The organism is Sphingomonas sp. CL5.1 (assembly GCF_013344685.1).
Classification (GTDB): domain Bacteria; phylum Pseudomonadota; class Alphaproteobacteria; order Sphingomonadales; family Sphingomonadaceae; genus Sphingomonas.
Genome location: NZ_CP050137.1, coordinates 2988887 through 3014893, shown reverse-complemented (window position 1 = coordinate 3014893; position 26007 = coordinate 2988887). Strand labels below are relative to the sequence as shown.

The window sequence follows — 26007 nt, the reverse complement described above, 5'->3', positions numbered from 1 at the left end:
TTAAAAGCGAACTAAGCCTGACGGCGAAGTAACTCAATTGCCGCCGAAAGCGTGGCGAAGGCGTAAAGCGCGGCCAGTGCCAGCCCGGCCATCGGCATCCGCCCGAGCGTCAGCACGGTCAGCACCAGCAGATAGGCCGGCGGCGTCCCCCACCACGCCGCGCGCGGCAATCCGCTCGCGGCGCGCTCGCCAAGCGTGGCGACGGCGACCAGCACGATCGCCACGATCAACGCGGAATCGGTCGCCGCAAGCGAATCAACCACATGGCCGAGCAGCAACGCGGCCAGCGCCGGCACGGCCAGCGCGGCCCGCCCGAGCCACCGCGCCAGCGGCATTTCGTCGCGCAGCCACGCGGTGCGCTCCCCCAGCACCGCCGCGATCACCCCGGCGAGCGCGACGAGCAGCCCTGCCGCCGGCCAGCCGCCCGCGATCAGCCCAAGCCCGGCGAGCGCCGCCACGCCCGCGCCCACCGCCACCGCGACGGTGGAAGCGGCGCGGCGCACCAGCGGTGGCAGCGCGAAGCCGGCGATCGGGCGCACCACCCAGCGATCGAACCACGACGGCCGCGTCGCGAGCGTCGCCATCACCACCGCGCGGCTGCGCTCCTCCAGCGCGGCGCCGCGCCGTTCGATGCCGTGACCGGCGCTCGCCCCCCCGGCGGGAAGCAGCATCTGTCGCGCGCCGGCTTGCGATGCCGCATGGAGCAACGCGGACTGGACGTCGTAATCGCTCGGCATCGCCGCCACCTCGGCCAGCCGCCCTGCGTCGATCCGCGCGATCCCGGCCCACGCGAGTCCGCCGCCGAGCCGCTCGTAACCGGCCGGCGCGCTGCCCGCGTCGATCACCAGCAGCGCGTCGCCGCCCTGCTCCCCGGCAAAGGCGGCGAGCACGCTTTCGGTGGTGATGAGGCCGTCCGCGATCGTGACGACCTGCGCCAGCGGATGCAGCCGCGCATTGGCCTCCGCCGCGCCGCGCACGGTATCGACGCTCATCCCGCGCCGTCCGATCCGCGCGATCGCGCCGAGCAATTCGGGCGTCAGGCGCGAAACGACGATCACCAGTTGCGAGGCGCCCGCCGCCGCCAGCAGCCGCGCCTGATATTCGATCAGCGTGACGCCGGCGAACGCCAGCGTGGCCGCCAGCCTTCCGGGGCGGTCCTCGGCATCCTGAACGGCAAACAGCAGACCCGCGAGCATTCCCGCGCTGTTAGCGTCGAACACCGCGATGGCAAACGGCGTATCGCGGAAAGGCGCGAATCATGCGCGGCAAAGGCGGGTCGGCGGCTCGATGCGGCAAAGCGAGCAGCTTGGGGAACGCTAACCGCTTTGTCGGCGGTCGATTCGTGTTAAACCGCTCCGATGAGCGGGGGAACCACGATGATCGGGCTGCGCGAGGCCGTCAACACGCCAACGGACCGGGTGGCGGCGAACGAGGAGCAACCGCTGTTTCTCGGCGAATTCGAGATGCCGGAGCATGGCGCGCCGCCGGCGGAAGATTGGGTGGAGGACATCGCGCCGCCATCGCGCTGGCGCACGATCGGGCCGGTGGTGCTGGCGCTGCTATCGCTTGCCTGGGTCGGCGCGTTCGCCGCGCTCGCGTGGAGCGACCTTGCCGGGATGTCGCCGGTGGCGATCGCGCAATTCGCCGCCGCGCTGCTCGTCGTGCCGCTGCTCGCGGGGGTGTTGTGGCTGATCTCGCTGCGCTCCAGCGCGGCCGAGGCGCGCCGCTTCGGCGCGACGGCGCGGGCGATGCGCGCCGAGGCGGCGTCGCTAGAACGCACCGTCGCCACGCTCAGCGCGGCGATCGAGGCCAATCGCGTGCAGCTCAACGAGCAGGCGCAGGCACTCTCGGCATTAGGGGACACCGCCACCGCGCGGCTCGCCGCGATCGGCAGCGGCCTTTCCGACGAGGTGGCGCGGGCAAACAGCCACGCCCGCGCGCTGGCCGATACGGCGCAGGCCGCGCAGGACAATCTCAACGTGCTGATCGCCGGCCTGCCGCGCGCGCAGGAGGAGATCGCCAGCCTCGTCATCGACATGGACCGCGCCGGCCTCGCCGCGAGCGAGCATGCCGCCGCGCTCGACGTGCAGGTCGGCGCGCTGGTCGATCGCGGGCGCGAGGCGGAGACGGTTGCGGGCGGCGCGGCGCAGAAGCTCGCCGCGCATATCGCGCGGATGGAGGCGACCAGCGAGAATGCCGGCACGCGGCTGGAGGCGGTGACGGCGGAAATGTCGGCGGCGGTCGATGCGATGCTCGATCGCACCGCCGGCGCGATCGACGAATCGCGCAAGAGCATCTCCGCGCAGGGCGAGGCGATGCTGGCGATGGTCGGCGCCAATCAGGCCGCGCTCGACACCGCCGCGAAGGAGAGCGCCGAATCGCTAGCCGAGCGGATCGGCCTGATCGAGGTGGTGATCGACCGCCTCGGCGCGCGGCTCGACGCGCAGCGCGGCGTCAGCGATACGTTGCTCGCCACGCTGGACCAGAGCATCGCGGGGACGGAACACAAGCTTGCGATGCTGCACGAGCAGGGCGTCGAGCGGACCAGCCAGCTCGCAACCGCGATCAGCGCGCTCGACGGATCGGCCCATGCGATGACCGAGGCGTTACGTGCTGGCGACGAGATGGCATCGCGCGCGATCTCCACTACCGAATCTCTGCTCGCCGCGCTCGATTCCGCCGCGCGCGAGATGGACGAGACGATGCCGGCGGCGGTCGAGCGGCTCGACAACCGCTTCGCCGCCTCCAAGGCGGTGGTCGTCGCGACCAAGCCGGAAATGCTTGCGCTCGTCACGGCGGCGGAGAGCACGCACGACGCGATCGAGGCGATCGCGCAGGTGATCGCCGAACAGCGCAGGAACGTCGACACGCTCACCGGCACCCTGCTCGAATCGCTCACCAGCGGGCGGGCGAAGGCGGATGCGATCGGGCAGATGGTCGACGAGGCGACCGAGCGCGCCAACCGGCTCGCTGAAGAAGCCGCGCCGCGCCTGCTGGAGGCGTTGCTGCGCGTGCGCGACACCGCGACGCAGGCCGCCGAACATGCGCGCGACACGCTGGCGCGGGTCATCCCGGAAGCCGCCGAGGCGCTGGAGAAATCGGGCGTCGTCGCGCTGCGGCAGGCGGTCGACCAAGGCTTCGATCGCACGATCGCCGAGCTTTCCAGCGTCGCCGAAAATGCCATCGCCGCCACCTCGCGCGCCGCCGCCGAGCTGGACCAGCATATCCGCAAGATCGACGAACAGGCCGCGCTGGTCGAAACCAAGATCGAGCTGGCGCGCACCGAGCGCGAAGAGCATGAACGCGAGAGCTTCGCCAAGCGCGCTTCGCTGCTGATAGAGGCGCTGAACTCCGCCTCGATCGACATCACCCGCACCTTCGCGCCGGATATCGCCGACAGCGCCTGGGCGGCGTATCTGAAGGGCGATCGCGGCGTGTTCACGCGGCGCGCGGTGCGGCTGCTGGACACGACCGAGCAGCGCGATATCGCGCGGCTGTACGACGACGATCTCGCCTTCCGCGATCAGGTCAACCGCTACATCCACGATTTCGAGGGGATGCTACGCACGATCCTGACGCAGCGCGACGGATCGCCGCTCGGCGTGACCCTGCTTTCGTCGGATATGGGCAAGCTCTACGTCGCGCTGGCGCAGGCGATCGAACGGCTGCGGTGACCTGATTACAGGCCGTTAGCTACGTCGAGGAAGTCGATCATGTCGGTGGTGATCCAGCCATATTCGTAATTGGCGAGGAACAGCAGGAACAGGATCGTCGCGACGATCGTCACGCGCAGCGCGGTGCGCCCGACGCGGAAGTCATGCGGGGCGCTTTCGGCCTGACCGGGAATCCGCTCCGCTCCCGCCTCGTCGGCGGTGCGGACGCCGAAGGGCAGCACAAGGAAGACCGAGAAGGCCCAGAAAAGCACGTAGATCGCCAGCATCGACGTCCAGCGCATCGCCCTATACCTCCACGATCAGCACATCGACGATCGGCTTCTTGCCGGTCCAGCGCGTCGCGACGCGGCGCACCGCCAGCCGCACGTCCTCGCGCAGCCGCTCGCGATTGCCGGTGGCGTCACGCACCGCTTCCGCCGCGGCTTCCTCAGCCGCGGCGATGAACGGCTCGCGTTCGTCCTCCACCGGCACACCCTGCGCGCGAACGCGCGGCGCGCCCGCGAGCCGGCCCTCCGCCGTGACCGCGACCGCGACCGACATCTGGCCGTTGATCCCCAGCTTGCGCCGCTCGTTGATCGTCGCGCCGTCGGCCGGCAGGATCACGTCGCCATCCAGCACCAGCCGCCCGACCGGCGCGTGGCCGATCTTTTCCGGCTCGCCCGGCGCCAGCCGCACGATATCACCGTCGGTCTGCACCAGTGCGCGCGGAACGCCCTGCGACAGCCCGAAACGCGCCTGCTCCATCAGATGCCGCATCTCGCCATGCACCGGCATCAACAGGTCCGGCCGGAGCCAGCCGTACATCGCCGCCAGCTCGGGGCGACCGGGATGGCCGGAGACGTGGACATGGGCCTGCTTCTCCGTCACCATCTCCACCCCGCGCCCGGCGAGGATGTTCTGGATGCGGCCGATCGCCACCTCGTTGCCGGGGATCTGCTTCGACGAGAAGACCACCGTGTCGCCCGCGTCGAGCGAGATCGGATGCGACCCTTCCGCGATGCGGGAAAGCGCGGCGCGCGCCTCGCCCTGCCCGCCGGTGGCGATGATCAGCACGCGGTCGCGCGGCAGGCGCATCGCGGTTTCCGGATCGACCGTGTCGGGGAAGTCGCGCAGATAACCGCAGCTCCGCGCGACGCGGATGATCCGGTCGAGCGAACGGCCGGCGACGCACAACTTGCGTCCCGTCTCCTTCGCCACCTCGCCCAATGTCGCCAGCCGCGATGCATTCGAGGCGAAGGTCGTCACCAGCACGCGGCCGCGCGCCTTGGCCACCGCTTCGGCCAGGCCGCGCCGCACCGAGCTTTCGGAGCCGGACGGGTCGGCATTGAACACGTTGGTCGAATCGCAGACCAGCACGTCGATCCCGGCATCGCCGATCGCGCGCAACTCCTCCTCGCTGGCGGGGCTGCCGATCACCGGCTTTGCATCCAGCTTCCAGTCGCCGGTGTGGAAGACGCGCCCGTATGGCGTGGTGATCTCCAGCGCGTTCGCCTCCGGGATCGAATGCGCCAGCGGCACGAAACGGATGTCGAACGGCCCCGCCGAGAAGCCATCGCGCGGCCTGATCCCGCGCAGATCGACGCTTTCGGCGATCCGCTCCTCCTCCAGCTTTCCGTGGATCAGCCCGGCGGTGAACGGCGTCGCATAGAGCGGCACACCCAGATCCTGCGCCAGATACGGCAACGCGCCGATATGATCCTCATGCCCGTGCGTCAGGACGATGCCGACGAGTTGCTCGCGGCGCTCCTCGATGAAGGAAAGGTCCGGCAGCACCAGATCGATGCCGGGATAGCTGTGGTCGGCGAACGTCACCCCCATGTCCACCATCAGCCATTTGCCCTGGGTGCCGTAGAGGTTGACGTTCATCCCGATTTCGCCCGAGCCACCGAGCGCGCAGAAAAGAAGTTCGTTACCGGGGGTCATCTTGGTCCTAACTGGGTGCCCCTGAGCCGCCGCGCGGCTGGCTGGGACATGACTCGCCCGATCCGATCCGGGCGCGAGCCTTCACTGGATATGGGCGTTTTCCCACATGATCGCCAGCCCCTGAATGGTCAGGTCCGGCTCGATCGCATCGAACACATCGGTATGCTGTTCGAACAAAGTGGCGAGGCCGCCGGTGGCGATCACCTTCACCGGGCGCCCCACCTCCGCCTTCATTCGCGCGACAAGGCCCTCGATCATCGCGATATAGCCCCAGTAGATGCCGATGTTCATCTGCTCGACGGTGTTGCGGCCGATCACGCTCAAATTGCCGCCCGGCGCCTCGATCGCGATGCGCGGCAGCTTCGCCGCCGCGTTGAACAGGGCGTCGAGCGACAGGTTGATGCCCGGCGCGATGATCCCGCCCTTATAGGCGCCGGTATAGTCCGAATGATCGAAGGTGGTGGCGGTGCCGAAATCGATCACGATCAGGTCGCCCTCGTGGAAGGCATGCGCCGCGATCGTGTTGACTGCGCGGTCCGCGCCAAGCGACTGCGGCTCGTCCACATCGATCACGATGCCCCATTCCACCGGCGCGCGCCCGGCGATCAACGCATCATGCCCGAAATATTTGCTCGCCAGCACCTCAAGATTGTGCAGGGCGCGCGGTACGACAGTGGAGATGATCACCGCCTCCACCACCGAGCGGTCATACCCTTCCAGCATCAGGAGCTGGTTGAGCCACACGACATATTCGTCCGCCGTGCGGCGCGGATCGGTGGCGATGCGCCAGCGCGCCCTGACCTGCCGGTCCTCAACCAGCGCGAAGACGATGTTGGTGTTTCCGGCATCGATCGCCAGCAGCATCCTCTTTCCCCTTCAGACCAGGAACACGTCGCCCGCGTGGATGGCACGGCTGGAGCCGTCCGCCAAGCGCAGCATCAGCGCGCCGTCCGCCGCCATCGTCTCGAATTTGCCGTCGAGCGTCGAGCCGTCCGCCAGCCGCGCATGGAGCGGCGTGCCGGCTGGATGCGCTCGCTCGATCCACCGCGCGACGACGGGCGCCAGTCCCTCTCCGCGCCAGATGCCGAGCCATGCCGCGAGCATTTCCGCAAGCCGGCCAAGCAGATCGCCGGGGGTGATCGCCACCCCTTGCGCGGCAAGGCTCGTCGCGGGGCGGTCCGGAAGGTCCGGATGGTGCGCGACGTTCACGCCGATCCCGATCACCACCGCATCGTCCATCCGTTCCAGCAGGATGCCGGAAAGCTTGGCCCCCGCCACGAGCAGGTCGTTAGGCCATTTCAGCATCGTGCCCCTCGTCGGCAGCAGCTTCGCGATCACTTCCTCCAGCGCCACCGCCGCGACCAGCGCGAGCGAAGCGGCTGGCGGATCGCCCGGCCGCAGCCGGACGAGCGTCGAGGCATAGAGATTGCCTTCGGGCGAAGTCCACGGCCGCCCCTGCCGGCCGCGCCCGGCGAGTTGCCGCTCCGCGCGGAGCCACAGCCCCTCCCCGGCCCCGCTTGCAGCGAGTTCGAGGAGATCGGCATTGGTCGATCCCGTCTCCGCGACGGTGATGATGCGGGTCAGAACAGCGCCTTTGCCGCCGCCATCGCCCAGCCGCCGAGCAGCGGAATGGCCAGATAGCCGAGCGGCGAGACCATCGCCGCCGTCAGCGCGATCAGCCCGCCCTCCAGCCTGTCGCCCGGCCCATATTCACCCGTCGGCTCGTCGAAGTACATCGTCTTGACGACGCGGATGTAATAATAAGCGCTCGGCACGCTCAGCACGATGCCCACCACCGCCAGCGGGAACAGCCCGGCCTGGACGGCGGCGGAGAACACCGCGAACTTGGCGTAGAAGCCGAACAGCGGCGGAATGCCGGCAAGGCTGAACATGAAGATCGCCATCCCCAGCGCGAGACCGGGCCGCGTCCGCGACAGGCCGGCGAGCGAGGCGATCGTCTCGACCGGCTCGCCGTCCGCATCGCGCATCTGCAGCACGACGATGAACGCGCCGAGCGTCATGGTGATGTAGATCGCCATATAGGTCATCACCGAGGCGACGCCCTCCGGCGTGCCACCGGCGAGGCCGATCAACGCGAAACCCATGTTGTTGATCGAGGAATAGGCGAGCATCCGCTTGATGTTCGGCTGCGCGATCGCCCCGACGGCACCGACGAGGATCGACGCCAGCGCGGCGAAGATCACGATCTGACGCCACTGGTCGCTAGCCGGCCCCATCGCCTCGATCGCGACGCGCAACGCGATCCCCATCCCCGCGACCTTCGGCGCGGAGGCGAAGAACGCCGTCACCGGCGTCGGCGCGCCCTCGTACACGTCCGGCGTCCACATGTGGAACGGCACGGCGGCGATCTTGAAGGCGATGCCGGCAAAGACGAACACCAGCCCGAACATCAGCCCCAGCGACTTGCCGCTGCCGGAAAGCGGCGCGGCGGCATAGGCGCTCGCGATCTGGTCGAACATCGTGGACCCGGTGAAGCCGTACACCAGGCTGATGCCGTAGAGCAGGATGCCGCTCGCCAGCGCGCCGAGCACGAAATATTTGAGGCCCGCCTCCGCCGATCGCGCATCTCGCCGCATGAAGCTCGCCAGCACATAGGAGGCGAGGCTCAGCAGCTCCAGCCCGATGTAGAGCATCAGCATGTCCGCCGCCGAGACGAGGATGCCCATGCCGACCGTCGCGAGCAGGATCAGCACTGGATATTCCGGCTTCAGGTCGTCCCCGGCGCTATGCTGGAAGAAATTCGGCGCGAGCAGGATCGAGATCGCGGCGGTTAGGTAGATCAGCACCTTGGCGAGCGCGGCGAAGGCGTCGGCGCGGTACATGCCGTCGAACGCGCTGCCGCCGCTCGACGCCGGGCCGACGAGCGCGATGCACGCCCCCGCCAGCACCGCCACGGCGATCCACGAAACGACGCGGCTCGACTGCGGCCCCGTCCAGGCGGCGACCATCATCAGCGCGAGCGCGCCCAGCGACAGCACCACCTCCGGCAGCGTCATCGCGAGTTGAGCGGCGTAGTCCATCAATGCGCCTCCCCGTGCGCGGCGGTTTCGGCATGAGCGGCCGGAATCACCCCGGTCCCCTTGGTCGGCAGCGAGTCACCCGCCGGCCGGGCGCGGTCGATTCGCGCCAGCAGCATCTGCGTGTCCTGGCGCATCGGCGCGAGGAAGCTCTCCGGATAGACGCCCATCCACAGCACGACGGCGGCGATCGGCGCGAGCAGCCACAGCTCGCGCTTCGACAGATCGGGCATGGCGCGCACCTCATCCGCCTTCAACTCGCCGAACACGACGCGGCGATAGAGATAGAGCATATATGCCGCGCCGAGGATGATGCCGGTGGTGCAAAGCAGCGTGATCGTTGTGGAGACCTGATAGGCGCCCATCAGGCTCAGCAGCTCGCCGACGAAATTGCTCGTCCCCGGCAGGCCGATCGAGGCCATCGTGAACAGCAGGAACAGCAATGCATAGCGCGGCATGTTGATCGCCAGCCCGCCGTAGCGCGCGATCTCGCGGGTGTGCAGCCGGTCGTAGATCACGCCGACACACAGGAACAGCGCGCCGGAGACGAGGCCGTGGCCCAGCATCACCATCATCGCGCCCTCGATGCCCTGCGCGTTGAACGCGAACAGGCCGACCGTGACGATCGCCATATGCGCGACCGACGAATAGGCGATCAGCTTCTTCATGTCCGACTGAACCAGCGCGACGAGGCTGGTGTAGATCACCGCCACCGCCGACAGCGCGAAGATCAGCCAGGTAAGCTGCGCCGACGCCTCCGGGAACATCGGCAGCGAGAAACGCAGGAAGCCGTATCCGCCCAGCTTCAGCAACACGCCCGCCAGGATGACGGACCCGGCCGTCGGCGCCTGGACGTGCGCATCGGGAAGCCAGGTGTGGACCGGCCACATCGGCATCTTCACCGCGAACGAGGCGAAGAAGGCCAGCCACAACCATGTCTGCACATGCGCCGGGAAGTCATAGGCCATCAGCACGGGGATCGAGGTCGTGCCCGCCGTGATGCTCATGTAGAGCATCGCGATGAACATCACGACCGAGCCGAGCAACGTGTAGAGGAAAAACTTGTACGAGGCGTAGATACGGTTGGCCCCGCCCCAGATGCCGATGATGAGGTACATCGGGATCAGGCCGGCCTCGAAGAAGATGTAGAACAGGAACAGATCCTGCGCCGCGAAGGTGCCGATCATCAGCACCTCGGTGAACAGGAACAGGCTCATATATTCGGGGACGCGCTTCTCGATCGCCTCCCACGACGCGCCGATGCAGATCGGCATCAGGAACACCGACAGCTCGATCAGCAGCAGCGAGAAGCCGTCGATGCCGAGCGACCAGCCGAAGCGGCCGAACAGCGGCACATGCTCGACGAACTGCCATTGCGCGCCGCCGATATCGAAATTGAGCCACAGCAGCGCGCCGAGCGCGAGATCGACAAGGGTCGCCGCCAGCGCCAGCCAGCGCGCCTGCGTTGCCGACAGGAACAGGCAGGCGACCGCGGTGAGCGCGGGCACCAGCAGCATGACGGAGAGGATCGGAAAGCCGTTCATCTGCCCCACCTCAACCCGCGATGACCCAGGTGATCGCGGCGGTGAGCCCGATCAGCATGACGAACGCATAAGTGTAAACATATCCCGTCTGGACGCGCGACGCGACGCGGCTGCCGATCTGCACCACCCAGGCCGAGCCATTTGGCCCGAAGCGGTCGATCGTCCCCTCGTCGCCCTTGTGCCACAGGAAGCGGCCGATCGCGAAGGCGGGGCGGACGAACAGCAGGTTATACAGCTCGTCGAAATACCATTTGTGGTACACGAACTTGTAGAGCACCTCGAACGTCGCCGTGAACCGCGCAGGAATGTCGGTGCGGACCATATAGGCGAGATACGCGCCGCCGAAGCCGAGCAGCATCACCACCGTCGCGGCGAGCTTCACCCACACCGGCACCCCATGCGCGGCGTGCATCAGATGCTCGTTGAACGCGATCGAACCGCGCCAGAAGCTCTCGCCGGCGGTCGGCTCGATGAACCACCAGTGGAACACGAAGCCGGCGGCAACCGCGCCGATCGACAGCACGATCAGCGGCACCAGCATGTTGAGCGGGCTTTCATGCGGATGATAGCCCGCCGTCCCGGCCGGGATCTGATCGACGCCGCGCGCGTGGACGCCCGGCTCGTGCCCCGCGTCCTCGGCCGCCGGATCGTTATGCGCATGATCGTGGTCATGCCCATGATCGTGGCCGTGCGCGTCGTGGACGGCGTGCTGGATATGCTCCGACTGCGCCCAGCGCGGCTTGCCCCAGAAGGTCAGGAACATCAGCCGCCACGAATAGAAGCTGGTCAGCAGCGCGGCGATCACGCCAGCCCAGAACGCCCCCGGCGCGCCGGCCGCCCAGGAGGCTTCGATGATCGCGTCCTTCGAATGATAGCCGGCGAAACCGCCGACGCCATAGATGCCGACGCCCGTGATCGCCAGCGTGCCGAGCAGCATCGCCCAGAAGGTGATCGGGATATGCTTCCTGAGACCGCCGTAGAAGCGCATGTCCTGCTCATGGTGCATCGCGTGGATCACCGAGCCGGCGCCGAGGAACAGCAGTGCCTTGAAGAAGGCGTGCGTGAACAGGTGGAACATCGCCGCGCCGTAAGCGCCCACCCCGGCGGCGAAGAACATGTAGCCGAGTTGCGAGCAGGTCGAATAGGCGATGACGCGCTTGATGTCGGTCTGCGTCGTGCCGATCGTCGCGGCGAAGAAGCAGGTCGCGGCGCCGATGAAGGTGACGAAATGCAGCGCGGTCGGCGAGGTCTCGAACATCGGCGATAGGCGGCAGACCATGAACACGCCCGCCGTCACCATGGTCGCGGCATGGATCAGCGCGGACACGGGCGTCGGACCTTCCATCGCATCCGGAAGCCAGGTGTGCAGGCCGAGCTGCGCCGACTTGCCCATCGCGCCGACGAACAGCAGCAGGCACAGCACCGTCATGGTGTCGAAGCGGTGGCCGAGGAAGCCGATCGTGGAGCCGGCCATCGACGGCGCGGCATGCAGGATCTCCGGGATCGAGACGGTGTTGAACACCAGATAGGTGCCGAAGATACCGAGCATGAAGCCGAGGTCGCCGACGCGGTTGACGACGAACGCCTTGATCGCGGCGGCATTGGCGCTCGGCTTCTGGAACCAGAAACCGATCAGCAGATAGCTCGCGAGGCCGACGCCTTCCCAGCCGAAGAACATCTGGATCAGATTGTCAGCCGTCACCAGCATCAGCATCGCGAAGGTGAACAGCGAGAGATAGGCGAAGAAGCGCGGCTGATCCGGGTCCTCCGCCATATAGCCCCAGCTATAGAGGTGGACGAGCGCCGAGACGCTGGTAATGACGACCAGCATCACCGAGGTCAGCGCATCGACCCGCAGCGCCCAGCGCGAATCGAACGTGCCGGAAGTGATGAAGTGCAGCACCGGCGTGACGCTCTCGCTCAGGCTGCCGGTCATGAAGCCGATGAAGATCGGCCACGACAGCGCACAGGCAATGAACAATGCGCCGGTCGTCAGCGACTTGGCGACCGTATTGCCCAGCGCGCGATTGCCCAGCCCGGCGATCGCCGCCGCCAGCAGCGGCAGGAAGACGATGAAAAGGATCGAAGTCACGCTTTATCCCTTCATCCGGCTGGGATCGTCGACCGAGATCGAGCCGCGGCCGCGGAAGAAGATGACGAGGATAGCGAGGCCGATCGCCGCCTCGCCGGCGGCGACGGTCAGCACGAACATCGCGAACACCTGCCCGACCAGATCGTGCAGCGCCGCCGAGAAGGCGACGAAATTGATGTTCACCGCGAGCAGGATCAGCTCGATCGCCATCAGGATGACGATGATGTTCTTGCGGTTGAGGAAAATCCCCAGCACGCCCATCGTGAACAGGATCGCCGCCACGACGAGATAGTGGACGAGGCCGATAGAGCCGCTCACAATTGCACCCCCTGCCCCACTTCGGGCCGCATGTTGCGTGTCGCCTCATCCGGCCGCCGCGCGACCTGCCGCGCGACATTCTGCGCGCGGACGCCCTTGCGCTCGCGGTGGGTCAGCACGATCGCGCCGATCATCGCCACCAGCAGCACGAGACCCGCGCCCTCGAACACGAACAGGTAGCGCGTGTAGAGCAATTCGCCGATCGCCTGGATGTTCGGGATCGTCTCCTTCACCGGCGCGGTGCGACGGGCGAGGTCGATGCCGCCCGCGCTCCATGCGCCGACGCCGATCAGGATTTCGCACACGAGAGCCACCGCCAGCGCGAGGCCGATCGCCGCATAGCGGACGAACCCGGCGCGCAGCTCGGCGAAATCGATGTCGAGCATCATCACGACGAACAGGAACAGCACCGCGACCGCGCCGACATAGACGATGACCAGCAGCATCGCGATGAACTCCGCCCCCACCAGCACCATCAGGCCGGCGGCGTTGAAGAACGCCAGGATCAGCCACAGCACCGAATGGACCGGGTTGCGCGAGGTGATCGTCATCGCGCCCGAAAGCAGCACGACGATCGCGAAGAGATAGAAGGCGAAGGCCTGTATCACCGGCCGTTCTCCGTCAGCATCATGAAAGCCCCTGAAGTCACGCCAGCGCCTACCGATACGCCGCATCGGCGGCAAGGTTGGCCGCGATCGCGCGCTCCCACCGGTCGCCGTTGTCGAGCAGCTTGGCCTTGTCGTAGATCAGCTCCTCGCGCGTCTCGGTCGCGAACTCATAGTTCGGCCCCTCGACGATCGCGTCGACCGGGCACGCCTCCTGGCACAGCCCGCAATAGATGCACTTCGTCATGTCGATGTCGTAGCGCGTGGTGCGGCGGCTGCCGTCGTCGCGCGGCTCGGCCTCGATCGTGATCGCTTGCGCGGGGCAGATCGCCTCGCACAATTTGCACGCGATGCAGCGCTCCTCGCCGTTGGGATAGCGGCGCAGCGCATGCTCGCCACGAAAGCGCGGCGACACCGGATTCCGCTCGAACGGATAGTTGATCGTCGCCTTCGGCTTGAAGAAATACTTCAGCGTCAGGGCGTGCGCCTGCACGAACTCCCAGAGCGTGAAGGCCTTGATCGTCGATGCGATACCCATCGTCAGAACCCTACCCGCGCCCACATCAGGACGCCGGAAACGAGGAACACCCAGAACAGCGAGACGGGAAGGAACACCTTCCAGCCCAGCCGCATCAGCTGGTCGTAGCGATAGCGCGGGACGGTCGCCTTCACCCAGCTGAACACGAAGAAGAAGAACAGAATCTTGGCGAACAGCCAGATGATCCCCGGCACGAGATAGAGCGGCGCCCAGTCCAGCGGCGGCAAATAACCGCCCCAGAACAGCACCGCGTTCAGCGTGCACATCAGGATGACGTTGGCATATTCGCCGAGCCAGTAGAGCGCGAAGCTCATCGACGAATATTCGGTCTGGTAGCCGGCGACCAGCTCGCTCTCCGCCTCGGTCAGGTCGAACGGCGTGCGCTGCGTCTCGGCCATCGAGGAGATGAAGAACATCACCGCCATCGGGAACAGCAAGGGATTGAGGAAGAAGCCGTTGACCGGCGTCCCCAGCACGCCCCGCTGCGCCTCGACGATGCCGGTGAGGTTGAACGTCCCCGCCCACAGCACGATCGAGATCAGGATGAAGCCGATCGCGACCTCATAGCTCACCATCTGCGCCGCCGATCGGATCGCGGAGAAGAAGGGATATTTCGAGTTCGACGACCAGCCCGCGAGGATGATGCCGTACACCCCGAGCGACGAGGCGGCGAGCACGTAGAGCAGCCCGACGTTGATGTCCGCCAGCACCACGCCGAGCTGGAACGGCACCACCGCCCACACGATCAGCGCCACGGTGAAGGTGATGATCGGCGCGAGGATGAACAGCCCGCGATTGGCCGCCGCCGGGACGATCGTCTCCTGGAGGAAGACCTTGAGGCCGTCAGCGAACGACTGGAGCAGGCCGAACGGGCCGACCACGTTCGGCCCGCGCCTGAGCGCCATCGCCGCCCAGATCTTGCGATCGGCATAGATAATCATCGCCACCGCCAGCATCAGCGGCAATGCAATGACGAGGATGCCGATCAGCGTGGCGACGAACCACGCCCAGCCATAGGGCAGGCCGACGGTGTTCTGGAAGAAACTGGTCACTCCGCCGCCTCCGCGAAGGTCTCGCCATGGACAAGCTCGGCCGAGCAGCGCTGCATCGTCGGGGACGCACGGCAGATGGCGTTGGTCAGGTAGAAATCCTTGATCGGATAGCCGGCCAGCACCCCTTCCGCCTTCGCGTCGAGCGCCGGCGGGTTCCACGGGAATTTGACGAGGCCGAGGCTGGCGAGATCGGGGCAATCCACCGCCATCGCGGCGCGCAATTCCTCCAGCGTGTCGAACGGCAGCGTCTTGCCGAGCTTCTCGGAGAGCGCGCGCAGGATCGTCCAGTCCTCGCGCGCGTCGCCCGGCGGGAACACCGCGCGTTCGCCGCGCTGGACGCGGCCTTCGAGGTTCACCCACGTGCCCGACTTCTCGGCATAGCTCGCGCCCGGCAACACGACGTCGGCATGATGCGCGCCGGCATCGCCGTGGTGGCCGATATAGACCTTGAAGCCGCCGAACCGGCCGAAATCGCACTCGTCCGCGCCGAGGAAGAAGGTAAGCTTCGCGCCGTAAAGCTCGGAAATCGCGGCCTTCCGCGCATAGCCGAGCATCAGCCCGCCCATCCGGCTCGCGGAGAAATGGAGGACGTTATAGCCGTTCCACCCCTGCTTGATGAGGCCGAGCTTGTCGACCAATGCCAGCGTCGCGCCCTGCGCGCCCTTCATCGCCGCGCCGCCGACGATCATCATCGGCCGCTCCGCCTTGGCGAAGGTGTCCGTCACCGCCGCCGGCAGGTCGGCCAGCACCGCCAGATCGTCCCCCAGCCACTCGACCTTGTAGGTGAGATCGACCTCAGGCCCGATCGCGAAGACCTTCGCGCCCTTCTTGATCGCCTTGCGGATGCGGGTGTTCACCAGCGCCGCTTCCCAGCGCACGTTGGTGCCCACCAGCAGGATCACGTCCGCCGTCTCGGCGCCTGCGATCGTGGTATTGAAATTCACCGCCGCGAGGCTGGACGTATCGTAATCCATGCCCGTCTGCCGCCCTTCGAGCAGCGACGAGCCGAACGACTTCGCCAGCGCCTTGGCCGCGAACAGCGTCTCACAATCGGCCTGATCGCCGGAGACCACCGCGACGCTGTCGCCCGCGCCCTTCGCCACATCGGCGATCGCCGCGAAGGCCTCGTCCCACGTCGCCTCGACCAGCTTGCCGCCGCGCCGCACGAACGGGCGATCGAGCCGGCGACGCACGAGGCCGTCGACCGCGTGGCGCGTCTTGTCGGTCGCCCACTCCTCGTTCACGTCCTCGTTGATGCGCGGCACGCAGCGCAGCACCTGCCGGCCACGGCTGTCGAGGCGGATGTTGGTGCCCACCGCGTCCATCACGTCGATGGTCAGCGTCTTCTTCAGCTCCCACGGCCGCGCCTCGAAGGCATAAGGCTTGGACGTCAGCGCGCCGACCGGGCAGAGATCGACCACATTGCCCGAAAGCTCGCTGGTGACCGCTTCCTCCAGATAGGAAGTGATCTGCATGTTCTCGCCGCGATAGATCGCGCCGATCTCCTCGACCCCCGCCACTTCCTCGGCGAAGCGGATGCAGCGCGTGCACTGGATGCAGCGCGTCATCACCGTCTTGACGATCGGCCCCATGTATTTCTCGGTCACCGCGCGCTTGTTCTCGTGGAAGCGCGAGGCGCCGCGGCCATAGGCGACCGACTGGTCCTGAAGATCGCATTCGCCGCCCTGATCGCAGATCGGGCAATCGAGCGGGTGGTTGATGAGGAGGAATTCCATCACGCCTTCGCGCGCGGCCTTCACCATCGGCGTGTTGGTGAAGATCTCCTGATTGTCCGCCGCCGGCAGTGCGCACGACGCCTGCGGCTTGGGCGGCCCCGGCTTCACCTCGACAAGGCACATGCGGCAATTGCCGGCGATCGAGAGCCGCTCGTGATAGCAGAAGCGCGGGATTTCCTTGCCGGCAAGCTCGCACGCCTGCAGCACGGTGGCGCCCGCAGGCACCTCGATCTCTACGCCGTCGACCTTTACCTTGGGCATTATTCGGCAGCTTCCTGCATGGGGACGGCATCGCCGCCCTTACGCTCGTTGATGCGGCGCTCCAGTTCGGGGCGGAAGTGGCGGATGAGACCCTGGATCGGCCACGCGGCGGCGTCGCCGAGGGCGCAGATCGTGTGGCCTTCCACCTGCTTCGTCACCTGCTGGAGCATATCGATCTCGCCGATATCGGCGTCGCCGGTGCGCAGGCGCTCCATCACCCGCCACATCCAGCCGGTGCCCTCACGGCACGGGGTGCACTGGCCGCAGCTTTCGTGCTTGTAGAAATAGGAGATGCGGCTGATCGCGCGGACGATGTCGGTGGACTTGTCCATCACGATCACCGCCGCCGTGCCGAGGCCGGAGCCGACCGCCTTGAGGCCATCGAAGTCCATCGGGCAGTCCATGATCTGCGCCGCCGGCACCAGCGGCACCGAAGAGCCGCCGGGGATCACCGCGAGCAGATTGTCCCACCCGCCACGGATGCCGCCGCAATGCTTCTCGATCAGCTCGCGGAACGGGATCGACATCGCTTCCTCGACCACGCACGGCGTGTTCACATGGCCGCTGATCTGGAAGAGCTTGGTGCCCTTGTTGTTCTCGTTGCCGAAGCTCGCGAACCACTCGGCCCCGCGCCTGAGGATCGTCGGCGCGACTGCGATCGATTCGACGTTGTTCACCGTGGTCGGGCAGCCGTAGAGGCCCGCGCCGGCCGGGAACGGCGGCTTGAGGCGCGGCTGGCCCTTCTTGCCCTCCAGGCTCTCCAGCATCGCGGTTTCCTCGCCGCAGATGTAAGCGCCCGCACCGCGATGGACGAATACGTCGAAGTCATAGCCCGAGCCGCAGGCGTTCCTGCCGACCAGCCCGGCGTCGTAAGCCTCGCGGACCGCCTCGAACAGCACCTCCGCCTCTCGGATATATTCGCCGCGGATGTAGATATATGCCGCCCGCGCGCGCATCGCGAAGCCGGCGACCAGCGCGCCCTCGATCAGCTTGTGCGGATCGTGGCGGATGATCTCGCGATCTTTGCAACTACCCGGCTCGGATTCGTCGGCGTTGATGACGAGGAAGCTCGGCCGCTCCGGCGTCGGATTCTTCGGCATAAACGACCATTTCATGCCGGTCGGGAAGCCCGCCCCGCCGCGCCCGCGCAGACCGGACGCCTTCATCACGTCGATGATCTTGTCCTGCCCAAGCTCCAGTAGCGCCTTGGTATTGTCCCAGTCGCCACGCACCCGCGCGGCATCGAGATGCCACGACTGGTAGCCGTAGAGATTGGTAAAGATGCGATCCTTGTCGTCCAGCGAGGTGATCGCGCTCATGCCGCATCCCCCCATTCGGGCCGGTAATCGAAATTCTCGCGCACCATTGCTTTCAAGGTGGTCGGCCCGCCGAGCGGCTCGACGGTGTGGCGGCCCGGCTCCTGCGTGCCGGTCCTGGGATGCTCGCCACGCTCCAGCGCCTCGAGGATCGCGATCGTGCGATCGTAATCGAGATCCTCGTAATTATCGTCGTTGATCTGGACCATCGGCGCCGAGGCGCAATTGCCCATGCACTCCACCTCGGTCAGCGTGAACAGCCCGTCCGGGGTGGTCTTGCCCTTGATGAGGCCCTTGTTCCGGCACGCCGCCAGCACGTCGTCGGAGCCGCGCAGCATGCACGGCGTCGTGCCGCACACCTGCACATGATAGCGGCCGACCGGCGCGAGGTTGAACATCGTGTAGAAGGTCGCGACCTCGTACACGCGCATGTACGGCACGCCGATCTCGCGCGCGACGAACTCGATCACCGGAATCGGCAGCCAGCCCTGCGTCTGCGTCTCCGCGCCGACCTGCCGCTGGGCGAGATCGAGCAACGGGATCGAGCCGGACTGCTCGCGGCCCTTCGGGTAGCGCGCGAGAATCTCGTCGCGCTTCTTCCGGTTCTCCTCGGTCCAGTCGAACGCGCCCCAGCGCGCGCGGACCTCTGCCTCGTCAGGGATTTCGGGTGCGTCAGCCATCAGCGATCACATTCACCAAAGACGACATCGATCGCGCCGAGAATGGCGGTCGTGTCGGCGAGCATGTGGCCCTTGCACATCATGTCCATCGCCTGGAGATGGCTGAAGGCGGTCGGGCGGATCTTGCAGCGATAGGGCTTGTTCGAGCCGTCCGCGACGAGGAACACGCCGAACTCGCCCTTGGGGCTTTCGGTCGCGACGTAGACCTCGCCGGCGGGGACGTGATAGCCCTCGGTGTAGAGCTTGAAGTGGTGGATGAGCGCTTCCATCGAGCTCTTCATCTCGCCACGCTTGGGCGGCACCACCTTGCGATCGAGCGAGGCGATCGGGCCGTCCGGCATTTCGTTCAGGCACTGACGCATGATGCGCGCGGACTGGCGCACTTCCTCGACGCGGACCATGAAACGGTCGTAGCAATCGCCGCGCGTGCCGACCGGAATCTCGAAGTCCATCCTGGCATAAGCATCATAAGGCTGCGACTTGCGCAGATCCCACGGAATGCCTGAGCCGCGGATCATCGGGCCGGAGAAGCCCCAGCGGATCGCGTCCTCGCGGCTCACCAATGCGATATCGACGTTGCGCTGCTTGAAGATGCGATTGTCCGCGACAAGGCTGATCGCATCCTCGAACAGACGCGGCAGGCGCGTGTCGAGCCAGTCGGCGATGTCGGTCAGCAGCTTCAGCGGCACGTCCTGATGGACGCCGCCGGGGCGGAAATAATTGGAGTGCATCCGCGCGCCGGACGCACGCTCGAAGAAATTGAGGCAATCCTCGCGGATCTCGAACAGCCACAGGTTCGGCGTCATCGCGCCGACGTCCATGACGTGCGAGCCGAGGTTCAGCATGTGATTGGAGATGCGGGTCAGCTCGGCGAAGAAGGTGCGGAGGTATTGCGCGCGCGCCGGCACCTCCAGATCGAGCAGCTTCTCGATCGCGAGCACGAAGCTGTGCTCCATGCCGAGCGGCGAGCAATAATCGAGCCGGTCGAAATAGGGCAGCGCCTGCGCATAGGTCTTGTATTCGATCAGCTTCTCGGTGCCGCGATGGAGCAGCCCGACATGCGGATCGACGCGCTCGATGATCTCGCCGTCCAGTTCCATCACCAGCCGCAGCACGCCATGCGCCGCCGGGTGTTGCGGGCCGAAGTTGATCGTGTAGTTCTGGATCGCGACATCGCCGACGGTCGGATTGTCCGCATCCGTTTCGTGGAGCATCTTCTCCAGCGCCGGATCGTCAGTCAGGATTTCGGTCACTTGCCCTCTCCCTTGCCCTTCACGACATCGGGATCGGCAGGCTTCGGCTGAGCGTCGGGCTCGGCCTTGCCGGCGCCGGTCTGGGCGGGCGAGTCGGTGGTCTTTGGCGTCGTCGCGGCGGCCTTGGCGGTCTGCGCGGCATCGGCCTTCTGGATTTCATCGGCCTTGAGCGGCGTCGGCGCGCCCTTCGCCTCGGGCAGCGCGGCCTTCTCGTCGCCCGGAAGCACGTAGGCCGCGCCCTCCCACGGGCTCATGAAGTCGAAGGTGCGGAAGTCCTGCGCGAGCTGCACCGGCTCATAGACGACGCGCTTCGCTTCTTCCGAATAGCGCAGCTCGACGAAGCCGGAGAGCGGGAAGTCCTTGCGCTGCGGATGGCCGCGAAAGCCATAGTCGGTCAGGATGCGGCGCAAGTCCCGATTGCCGGCGAACAGCACGCCATACATATCGTACACCTCGCGCTCCAGCCAGCCGGCGACCGGCCAGATATCGGTGACGGACGGGACGGGCGTGTCCTCGCTCGCCGCGACATGCACATGGATGCGGTGGTTGCGCGTCAGCGAAAGCAGGCAATAGACCACCTCGAACCGCTCCGCGCGATCCGGGTAGTCGACCCCGGCGATCTCCATGAGCTGCTGATATTCGAGACCGGGCGTGTCGCGCAGCGCGATCATCGCATCGACGAGGCCCTCGCGCGAGACGAACAGCGAGACCTCGCCCACCGCGTCGCGCGTATCGACCAGCGCCACGCCGAGCGCGGCGCGCGCCGCCTCGATCGTCGCGCCGTTGAGGTCGGCCGCGAAGGCCGGCGCCGGCGCCCTCATCGCTCGATGCTCCCGCTGCGACGGATCTTACGCTGGAGCTGCATGATGCCGTAAAGCAGGGCTTCGGCGGTCGGCGGGCAGCCGGGGACGTAGATATCGACCGGCACGATCCGGTCGCAGCCGCGCACGACGCTGTAGCTGTAGTGATAATAGCCGCCGCCGTTGGCGCACGACCCCATCGAGATGACGTACTTCGGCTCCGACATCTGGTCATAGACCTTGCGGAGCGCCGGGGCCATCTTGTTGCAGAGCGTGCCGGCGACGATCATCACGTCCGACTGGCGCGGGGAGGCGCGCGGCGCGGCGCCGAACCGCTCCAGATCGTAGCGCGGCATGTTGACGTGGATCATCTCCACCGCGCAGCACGCGAGGCCGAAGGTCATCCACCACAGCGAGCCGGTGCGCGCCCACTGGAACAGCTCCTCCGCCGAGGTGACGAGGAAACCCTTGTCGGTCAGCTCGCCGTTGAGGCTGTCGAAAAAGCCCTGGTCGGGCGGCACCACCGCCTGTCCGCTTGGATCATGGCGCAGCTCGACCGGGCCGGAGGATATCGGGGACATGCTCATTCCCAATCCAGCGCTCCCTTCTTCCACGCATAGGCGAGGCCCAGCGCGAGTTCGCCGATGAAGATCATCATGCTGATCCACGCCGTCCAGCCGAGCGTGAACACGCTGACCGCCCACGGATAGAGGAACGCCGCCTCCAGATCGAAGATGATGAACAGGATCGCGACGAGGTAGAAACGCACGTCGAATTGCGCGCGCGAATCCTCGAAGGCGGGAAAGCCGCACTCATATTCCGCCAGCTTTTCCGGCGTCGGGTTGTGCGCGCCGGTGAGGCGGGCCACGATCATCGGCAGGAACACGAACGCGCTGGACAGCACGAGCGCGACGCCGAGGAACATGAGGATCGGCAGATATTGCGACAGGTCGACCACTAGTCTCTCGCAGATGCGAAAATGGATGGGGGCGCTTTAGGCCGATGGGTCGGCACGGGCAAGCGCCCGAGGCGTGAGAATGATTCGCAACAGGGCGGTTTTTCAACGATTTCCGACGACTGATGCGCGCGCGGAACGAGGGGGGCGGCATTCGCCTTCCCCCCACTGCGGATGGTTACGGAGCGGACCGATTCTTCGCCCCCTAAGGGCGCTGGTTCACCGCAGCGCCCCGGCCACCAGCTTGTGCAGCCTGGAATGCAGCGCGTCGTTGGCGGCGAGATATTCGTTGCGCTCGATCGCGCGGTCGCCGCCCCGGAAATCGGTGACGAAGCCGCCCGCTTCCTTCACCAGCAACATGCCGGCGGCGACGTCCCAGATGTTGAGCTGGCTTTCCCAATAGGCATCGAACCGACCCGCCGCGACCCATGCGAGGTCGAGCGCGGCCGAACCGAGCCGGCGGATGCCCGCCACCTGCGGCGCGATCGCGCCGAAGATGCGCGTCCATTGCACGAAATCGCCGTGGCCGAGGAACGGGATGCCGGTCGCGACCAGCGCCTCGGACGGATCGCGCCGCGCGGAGACGCGCAGCCGCTCGGTCTGGAGCCATGCGCCCCGGCCCTTCTCGGCCCAGAAGCTCTCGTCGGTCAGCGGCTGATAGACCAGCGCCGTCGTCACCTCGCGCTTGCCGTTGGCGAGCGGCTCCTCCACCGCGATCGAGATCGCGAAATGCGGAATGCCGTGGAGGAAGTTCGACGTGCCGTCGAGCGGATCGATGATGAAGCGCGGCTTGGCCGGATCGCCGGCGATCTCGCCGCGCTCCTCCATCACGAAGCCCCAGTCGGGCCGCGCCTTGGAAAGCTCCTCGTAGAGCGTCTGCTCGGCGCGCTTGTCCGCCATGGAGACGAAATCGGCCGGCCCCTTGCGGCTCACCTGAAGCTGCTGGACCTCGTTGAAGTCGCGGCGCAGGCGCGGCGCGGCCTTGCGCGCGGCGCGCTCGATGACGGTGAACAGGCCGGAATGGGATGGCATTTCAATAACTCCCCCCTCCCTTCAGAGAGGGAGGGGTTTCAATCAGGTTAGTCGGCGCGGCGGACGTAGGTCTGCTCATATACGTCGACCACGATCCGCGTGCCGCTGGCGATGTGCGGCGGCACCATGATGCGCACGCCGTTATCGAGGATCGCCGGCTTGTAGCTGGACGAGGCGGTCTGCCCCTTCACCACCGCGTCGGCCTCGACGATCGTCGCCTCGATCGTATCGGGCAACTGAACGCTGATCGGCTCCTCGTCGTACAGTTCCATCACCACGTCCATGCCGTCCTGGAGGAAGGCGGCGGCATCGCCGAGCAGGTCGCGCGGCAGCGTCACCTGATCGTAGGTGTCCTTGTCCATGAAGACGAGCCCGTCGCCATCGGCGAACAGGAACTGGAAGTCCTTGGTGTCCAGCCGCACGCGCTCGACCGTCTCGGCGGAGCGGAAGCGGACGTTGTTCTTGCGTCCGTCGCGCAGGTTCTTCAGCTCGACCTGCATGTACGCGCCGCCCTTGCCGGGCTGGGTGTGCTGAATCTTCACGGCGCGCCATATGCCGCCTTCATATTCGATGATATTGCCGGGACGGATGTCCACGCCGCTGATCTTCATGGTTCTCGACCTGCTGGAAAGAGCGATCAGAGCCGCAGCCGGCTCCGGTGGCGCGCGTCTAGCGGCACGCGCGCGATCCGGCAAGATGGCGAGGGATCAGCCCGCCAGCAGCGCCGCGAAGGCGCGCACCATCGCCACCTCGTCCCCGCCCCACACGGCATTGCTCACCGCGAGGAAATCCGCCCCCGCCGCGACGAGCGGCGCGGCATTGTCCGGCGTGATCCCGCCGATCGCGACGCACGGCAGCTCGAACAGCGCCGACCACCACGACAGGATCACCGGCTCGGCGCGATGCCGCACCTCCTTGGTGGAAGTCGGATAGAAGGCGCCGAACGCGACATAGTCCGCCCCCGCCTCGCCGGCCTCCATCGCGAGGTGGCGGCTGTCGTGACAGGTCACGCCGATCTGCGCCGAGGGGCCGAGCGCGGCGCGCGCCTCGCGCGGGTCGCCATCCTCCTGCCCGAGATGCACGCCGTCCGCGCCGAGCCGCTTCGCAAGGCTGATCGAATCATTGACGATGAAGGCCACCTCGCGATCCGCGCAGATGCGCTGGAGCGGCTCGGCCAGCTTCGCCGCCTCGTGCTGGTCCACGCCCTTCACCCGGAACTGGAACGCGGCGACCGGCCCGGCATCGAGCGCGCGGGCGAGCCGGTCCCCGAACCCGCCCGACACGTCGGGCGGCGAGATCAGGTAGAGCTGGCACGGCGGCCGCCTGTCGTCGCGCACGAAGGCGGCGGCGAAATCGGGGTCGAGCGGGCCGAGCGGGTCTTCCTGATCCATTGCGTCGCCCTAGGGGCAGCGCCGCGCCGCCGCAACCGGCCGGCGCGTCAGTCCGCGCCGCGCGCCCATGCCCGCGCCGCGTCCATCTCGTTCGCGCCGAAGGTCTTCAGCTCGATCGGCAGCATCGCCGCCATCACGCGCGCGACCGGGCCGATCCAGCCCGAATCCGTCACCATCGCGCAGCGGCCGAAGCGGCCGAGATGGCTGAAGCTCCATGTCATGTCCCGCCACCAGAGCTGCGGCGCGATGGCGCCGAACTTGCGGACGACCTCCACGACATTGACCTTGCCATGCTTCGCGAACTCGCCTTCCAGCGTCGACACCACCTTGTCGAAATCCTCGCGGCTGATCGCGCCGTCCACCACCAGCTCGACCAGCCCGTCTTCGGCGACCTCGATTCCCAGCATCCCGCTTCTCCTCAACCGACAGTCTCGGCGTTTTCCGCCGCGATGCGCCGGATCGCCCGTTCATAGGCGGCAGGCTCCTGCGCGCCCTGGATGACATAACGCCCGTCGACGATGATCGTCGGCACGGAGGTGATGCCGCCCCGCCGCCATTCCTCCTCCGAGGTGCGCACCTCGGCGGCATAAGCGCCGCTTTCGATCACGCCGCGCGCGGCCGCCTCGTCCAGCCCGGCCGAGCGCGCCGCCTCGATCAGCACCGCCGGATCGCCGGGATCGCGCCCGTCGGTGAAATAGGCGCGGAACAGCGCATGGGCGAGCGGCAGCCCCCGCCCCTCGCGCTGCGCCCAGTCGATCAGGCGGTGCGCATCGAAGGTGTTGTAGATCCGCGCGCCAGGCCGCTGCGCCATCTCGAAGCCCAGCGCGGCGGCGAGCGAGCGGATGCGCTCGCGCACCTCACCTCCCCCACCGGCCTGCGCGCCGTATTTCTCGCGCAGATGCTCTGCGATGTCCTGTCCGCCCGGCGGCATATGCGGGTTCAGCTCGAACGGCTGGAGGCGGATCACCGGCGTCACCACGTCGCCGGTCGCACCGAGCGCGCGCTCCAGCCCGAGCAGGCCGATCACGCACCACGGGCATACCACGTCGGAGATCACGTCGAAGGTCATGGTGCGAGTCATGCGACTTCTCCGGTACGATGCTCTCGCGCCAAGGTCGTGACGACGCCCCATGCTATCAATGCCTGTCCGCCGAAATAGGTCGGCCAGACGAGCAGGCGCGGCAGGATGCCGTGCGCGAGCAGCCCTTGACGCGCGAAGATCAGCAGGTCCGACACCACGAACAGCCACGCCCCCAGCGCGACCACATGACGCGGGAAACGCGATCCGCTCGCCCCGCCCGCCATCGCGCCCAGCCCCAGCGCATAGGCCGCGACGCCGGGATCGGGCAGGATCAGCCACGCCGCGAGCGCGACCGCGACCGCGCCGCCGGCGATCCCTGTCCAGCCCGCGCTGTTGCGGCGATAGAGCGCCACGGCGACGAGATGCCCCGCGAGGAAGGCGAGCGCGCCGGTCTCCAGCCCCGCCACTTCCAGCAGCACGTCCCCCGCCGCGCCCAGCGCCATCACCGCCGCGATCAGCCGCCCGTCCGTGCCCGTCGCCCGGCGCGCCGCCCATAAAGCGAGCAGGGCGACTCCCGCCCCTTTCCAGACGATGACGGCCGGCCCGCTCCAGCCCATGAGCACGGGCAGTATATAGCTGACCCCGGCGACCAGCGCCGCGACGAATCCTCTCCCCATGCGGCTTGTCTTAGGGTCCAAACTTAACCGGAACAACGCCGTGACGGAGCGGAATTTGGCGTCAGGTAAGGAGCAAGGAGAGAGCGATGCAATTGCATCGT

The 26007-nt window shown here is 67.1% G+C and carries 26 protein-coding genes; 1 reads left to right on the top strand and 25 read right to left on the bottom strand.

Features of this window, described 5'->3' with window-relative positions; genetic code table 11:
- Nucleotides 1-11: 11 nt before the first annotated feature.
- Entirely contained in the window at nucleotides 12-1196 is a 1185-nt protein-coding gene (locus tag F9288_RS14510) for a hypothetical protein (RefSeq protein ID WP_174837440.1), read from the bottom strand.
- A gap of 162 nt (nucleotides 1197-1358) precedes the next feature.
- Between F9288_RS14510 and F9288_RS14505 the strand changes: the two genes are divergently transcribed.
- A complete protein-coding gene (locus tag F9288_RS14505) occupies nucleotides 1359-3674 on the top strand; it encodes a hypothetical protein (protein WP_174837439.1) in 2316 nt (771 codons plus the stop codon).
- Nucleotides 3675-3679: 5 nt separating this feature from the next.
- Here the strand turns inward: F9288_RS14505 and F9288_RS14500 are convergent, their stop codons facing one another.
- The 24 genes from F9288_RS14500 to F9288_RS14385 form a co-directional block, all read right to left on the bottom strand.
- Complete coding sequence (locus F9288_RS14500) at nucleotides 3680-3955, bottom strand: DUF1467 family protein (RefSeq protein WP_174837438.1); 276 nt, start codon at nucleotides 3953-3955, stop codon at nucleotides 3680-3682.
- 4 nt (nucleotides 3956-3959) lie between these two features.
- On the bottom strand, nucleotides 3960-5597 hold the full coding sequence (locus F9288_RS14495; protein ID WP_174837437.1) for a ribonuclease J: 1638 nt from the start codon (nucleotides 5595-5597) through the stop codon (nucleotides 3960-3962).
- Nucleotides 5598-5678: 81 nt separating this feature from the next.
- The gene (locus F9288_RS14490) at nucleotides 5679-6461 is read right to left on the bottom strand and encodes a type III pantothenate kinase (RefSeq protein WP_174837436.1); all 783 of its coding nucleotides are present in this window, start codon (nucleotides 6459-6461) and stop codon (nucleotides 5679-5681) included.
- Between the two features lie 12 nt (nucleotides 6462-6473).
- Complete coding sequence (locus F9288_RS14485) at nucleotides 6474-7172, bottom strand: biotin--[acetyl-CoA-carboxylase] ligase (protein WP_174839104.1); 699 nt, start codon at nucleotides 7170-7172, stop codon at nucleotides 6474-6476.
- Nucleotides 7173-7177: 5 nt separating this feature from the next.
- Complete coding sequence (gene nuoN, locus F9288_RS14480) at nucleotides 7178-8638, bottom strand: NADH-quinone oxidoreductase subunit NuoN (protein WP_174837435.1); 1461 nt, start codon at nucleotides 8636-8638, stop codon at nucleotides 7178-7180.
- Nucleotides 8638-10179, bottom strand: coding sequence for an NADH-quinone oxidoreductase subunit M (locus tag F9288_RS14475; RefSeq protein WP_174837434.1), 1542 nt, complete (start codon nucleotides 10177-10179; stop codon nucleotides 8638-8640). Before F9288_RS14475 ends, nuoN begins: the two co-directional genes overlap by 1 nt.
- A 10-nt stretch (nucleotides 10180-10189) precedes the next feature.
- Nucleotides 10190-12271, bottom strand: a complete 2082-nt coding sequence (gene nuoL / locus F9288_RS14470) for an NADH-quinone oxidoreductase subunit L (protein WP_174837433.1) — start codon at nucleotides 12269-12271, stop codon at nucleotides 10190-10192.
- A 3-nt stretch (nucleotides 12272-12274) separates the two neighbouring features.
- Nucleotides 12275-12577, bottom strand: a complete 303-nt coding sequence (gene nuoK, locus F9288_RS14465) for an NADH-quinone oxidoreductase subunit NuoK (RefSeq protein ID WP_174839103.1) — start codon at nucleotides 12575-12577, stop codon at nucleotides 12275-12277.
- Between the two features lie 8 nt (nucleotides 12578-12585).
- The gene (locus tag F9288_RS14460; protein WP_174837432.1) at nucleotides 12586-13197 is read right to left on the bottom strand and encodes an NADH-quinone oxidoreductase subunit J; all 612 of its coding nucleotides are present in this window, start codon (nucleotides 13195-13197) and stop codon (nucleotides 12586-12588) included.
- Nucleotides 13198-13246: 49 nt separating this feature from the next.
- Entirely contained in the window at nucleotides 13247-13732 is a 486-nt protein-coding gene (gene nuoI / locus F9288_RS14455; RefSeq protein ID WP_174837431.1) for an NADH-quinone oxidoreductase subunit NuoI, read from the bottom strand.
- A gap of 2 nt (nucleotides 13733-13734) precedes the next feature.
- A complete protein-coding gene (gene nuoH / locus F9288_RS14450; RefSeq protein ID WP_174837430.1) occupies nucleotides 13735-14784 on the bottom strand; it encodes an NADH-quinone oxidoreductase subunit NuoH in 1050 nt (349 codons plus the stop codon).
- On the bottom strand, nucleotides 14781-16781 hold the full coding sequence (gene nuoG / locus F9288_RS14445; protein WP_174837429.1) for an NADH-quinone oxidoreductase subunit NuoG: 2001 nt from the start codon (nucleotides 16779-16781) through the stop codon (nucleotides 14781-14783). Before nuoG ends, nuoH begins: the two co-directional genes overlap by 4 nt.
- Nucleotides 16781-18100: an NADH-quinone oxidoreductase subunit NuoF gene (gene nuoF / locus F9288_RS14440; RefSeq protein ID WP_174837428.1), complete on the bottom strand. Its 1320-nt coding sequence runs from the start codon at nucleotides 18098-18100 to the stop codon at nucleotides 16781-16783. Before nuoF ends, nuoG begins: the two co-directional genes overlap by 1 nt.
- The gene (locus F9288_RS14435; protein WP_174837427.1) at nucleotides 18097-18777 is read right to left on the bottom strand and encodes an NAD(P)H-dependent oxidoreductase subunit E; all 681 of its coding nucleotides are present in this window, start codon (nucleotides 18775-18777) and stop codon (nucleotides 18097-18099) included. Before F9288_RS14435 ends, nuoF begins: the two co-directional genes overlap by 4 nt.
- On the bottom strand, nucleotides 18777-19991 hold the full coding sequence (locus F9288_RS14430) for an NADH-quinone oxidoreductase subunit D (RefSeq protein ID WP_174839102.1): 1215 nt from the start codon (nucleotides 19989-19991) through the stop codon (nucleotides 18777-18779). Before F9288_RS14430 ends, F9288_RS14435 begins: the two co-directional genes overlap by 1 nt.
- 35 nt (nucleotides 19992-20026) lie before the next feature.
- Nucleotides 20027-20851 (bottom strand): NADH-quinone oxidoreductase subunit C, encoded by an 825-nt coding sequence (locus F9288_RS14425; RefSeq protein ID WP_174837426.1) that lies wholly within the window; start codon nucleotides 20849-20851, stop codon nucleotides 20027-20029.
- A complete protein-coding gene (locus F9288_RS14420; protein WP_174839101.1) occupies nucleotides 20848-21411 on the bottom strand; it encodes an NADH-quinone oxidoreductase subunit B family protein in 564 nt (187 codons plus the stop codon). The genes F9288_RS14425 and F9288_RS14420 overlap by 4 nt, the downstream gene beginning before the upstream one ends.
- A 2-nt stretch (nucleotides 21412-21413) precedes the next feature.
- Complete coding sequence (gene ndhC / locus F9288_RS14415; RefSeq protein WP_174837425.1) at nucleotides 21414-21788, bottom strand: NADH-quinone oxidoreductase subunit A; 375 nt, start codon at nucleotides 21786-21788, stop codon at nucleotides 21414-21416.
- Nucleotides 21789-22004: 216 nt separating this feature from the next.
- Complete coding sequence (locus F9288_RS14410; protein ID WP_174837424.1) at nucleotides 22005-22817, bottom strand: inositol monophosphatase family protein; 813 nt, start codon at nucleotides 22815-22817, stop codon at nucleotides 22005-22007.
- Nucleotides 22818-22864: 47 nt separating this feature from the next.
- Nucleotides 22865-23428: an elongation factor P gene (gene efp / locus F9288_RS14405; protein ID WP_174837423.1), complete on the bottom strand. Its 564-nt coding sequence runs from the start codon at nucleotides 23426-23428 to the stop codon at nucleotides 22865-22867.
- Nucleotides 23429-23524: 96 nt separating this feature from the next.
- On the bottom strand, nucleotides 23525-24208 hold the full coding sequence (thiE, locus tag F9288_RS14400) for a thiamine phosphate synthase (protein ID WP_174837422.1): 684 nt from the start codon (nucleotides 24206-24208) through the stop codon (nucleotides 23525-23527).
- 47 nt (nucleotides 24209-24255) lie between these two features.
- Nucleotides 24256-24615, bottom strand: a complete 360-nt coding sequence (locus tag F9288_RS14395; protein WP_174837421.1) for an STAS/SEC14 domain-containing protein — start codon at nucleotides 24613-24615, stop codon at nucleotides 24256-24258.
- Between the two features lie 11 nt (nucleotides 24616-24626).
- Entirely contained in the window at nucleotides 24627-25289 is a 663-nt protein-coding gene (locus tag F9288_RS14390; protein WP_174837420.1) for a DsbA family oxidoreductase, read from the bottom strand.
- Nucleotides 25286-25906, bottom strand: coding sequence for a lysoplasmalogenase family protein (locus F9288_RS14385; RefSeq protein ID WP_174837419.1), 621 nt, complete (start codon nucleotides 25904-25906; stop codon nucleotides 25286-25288). Before F9288_RS14385 ends, F9288_RS14390 begins: the two co-directional genes overlap by 4 nt.
- Nucleotides 25907-26007: the final 101 nt, after the last annotated feature.